This window comes from Dokdonella sp., from assembly GCF_049593775.1.
GTDB lineage: Bacteria > Pseudomonadota > Gammaproteobacteria > Xanthomonadales > Rhodanobacteraceae > Dokdonella.
This window is the reverse complement of the sequence record NZ_JBAWHJ010000371.1, coordinates 1-2,058: the sequence shown is the minus strand read 5'-3', so window position 1 is coordinate 2,058 and position 2,058 is coordinate 1. Positions and strand designations below refer to the sequence as shown.

General features: G+C 60.3%; 1 protein-coding gene and 1 pseudogene. One reads left to right on the top strand and one right to left on the bottom strand.

Annotation, left to right across the window (positions count from 1 at the left end; translation table 11 throughout):
* A pseudogene (locus tag WBP53_RS12745) lies at positions 1 to 894 on the top strand (pyridoxal-dependent decarboxylase); the annotation flags it as partial.
* Between the two features lie 49 nt (positions 895 to 943).
* Here the strand turns inward: WBP53_RS12745 and WBP53_RS12740 are convergent.
* On the bottom strand, positions 944 to 2,058 hold a 1,115-nt coding region (locus WBP53_RS12740; RefSeq protein WP_423929493.1), incomplete at its 5' end, for a beta-ketoacyl synthase N-terminal-like domain-containing protein.

Below are 2,058 nucleotides of genomic sequence, written 5' to 3'. Positions count from 1 at the left end.
GACGCTGCATGGGGTGGTTATCTGGCCACGGTATTCCGCAATGAGGATGGCAGCTTGCGCAGTCGCGACGAAGTAGCCAGGGGCTACAACGCATTCCCGGCGCAAGAGGTCTATTCCGCGATTGCCGCGCTTTCTGAAACTGACTCGGTGACGATTGATCCGCACAAGCTGGGCTATCTTCCATTCGGTACAGGTGCCTTCGTTTGTCGCGATCATCGGGTCACCGCATTGTTGGCCGAAGAGGCTGACTATGTATTTTCCGGGTCGGCAACCAGGAGCTATCTGGAGCGCTACCGCGGCCTTGGCCAGTTCGTTCCTGAAGGCTCGAAGTCCGGTGCGAATGCCGCTGCGGTGTTCGTGACTCATCGCGTGCTGCCGCTTGATCATCTGCATTTCGGTCGCCTGACCCGTCAGACCATCCTTGGCGCCGAGGCATTTCATCAGCGAGCGGCACGGTTCGCTGCCGATGTGCGCGATGATGTCGTGGCGACGGTGCCGTTTCCACCGGACAGCAATCTGGTTTGCCTTGCATTGAACCCCAGGGGCAATACCAGCGTGGCCGGCGCCAACGCGTTTGTGCGCAAGCTCCACGATGACCTGAGGGCTGACCCACGCCAGCCGCTCCAGTTGAAACAGTTCTTTGGATCAATGACGACTTTGCGGCCTGAAGCGCTGGGTGCGGTCGAGATGCACCGCATCTTCGACGCACTGGGCCTGAATGCCGGCACGCTCGATGCAGACGATGGCAACGACAGGCTGGTGATCCTGCGTCACACGCTCATGAATCCCTATTTGATCGACCACGAGAACAGCATCAGCTACATCGATCTGTATTTTGAATACTTGCAGGAACGCGTGCGCCAGCGGGTTGGCGCGCCCGCATCAGTCACGTAGTAGCGCGCAGGACGCTACTGGTCCAGCGGGCCAGGCTTTCGCATTCGAATCAGACCCGACCGAAAATCAGCGTTGCGTTGGTGCCGCCGAATCCGAAACTGTTCGACATCACGGTATCGAGTTTGGCATCACGCGTTTCGCGCACAATCGGAAAACCCTCGGCCCGTGGATCAAGGTTGTCGATATGCGCCGAGCCAGCCATGAATCCTTCATTCAACATGAGCAGGCTGTAGACGGCTTCGTGCACGCTGGCGGCTCCCAGTGAATGTCCGCTCAGCGCCTTGGTCGATGACAGGGCAGGGACGTGCGTACCGAAGGCATCACGCACTGCGTTGAGTTCGACGATATCGCCGAGTGGAGTGGAGGTGCCGTGCGTGTTGAGATAGTCAATGGGCACAGTCAGTCCGCTCAGTGCCTGGCGCATGCATCGCGTTGCGCCTTCGCCGTTTGGTGCCACCATGTCGGCACCGTCTGAAGTGACGCCGTAGCCAATCAGTTCGCCGTGGATCGTCGCGCCTCTGGCCTTGGCGTGTTCGTATTCCTCGAGCACGAGGATGCCGCCACCGCCCGCAATGACAAACCCGTCACGATCGGTATCGTATGGTCGCGAAGCCACTCCAGGGGTCGCATTGAAGCCGGTCGAGAGTGCGCCCATCGCGTCGAATTGCGCAGTCATGCCCCAATGCACTTCTTCACCGCCGCCAGCAAACATGATGTCCTGGCCACCGTGACGAATCAGGTCGGCGGCCGCGCCAATGCAATGGGCGGAAGTGGCACAGGCCGCAGCAATCGAGTAGCTGAGCCCCAGAATGCCGAACGCCGTTGCCAGCGTGGCTGAAACCGTCGAGCACATGGTTCGTGGAACCATGTAGGGTCCGACCCGGCGTACTCCTTTCGCGCGCAACAGGTCGCCGGTTTCAATTTGCCACTGTGCCGATCCACCACCTGATCCGGCGATGACACCGGTGCGCGGATGGCAAACCTGTTCGATCACCAGGCCGGCATCGGCAATCGCATCGCGCATGGCCACATACGTGTAGGCGGCCGCATCGCCCATGAAGCGCTTGAGCTTGCGGTCGATCAGTTCGGTCAGGTCCAGTTGCGGAACGCCGGCAACCTGGCTGCGAAGTCCGTTTTCCGCGTGGTCCGGCACGGCACGTATAC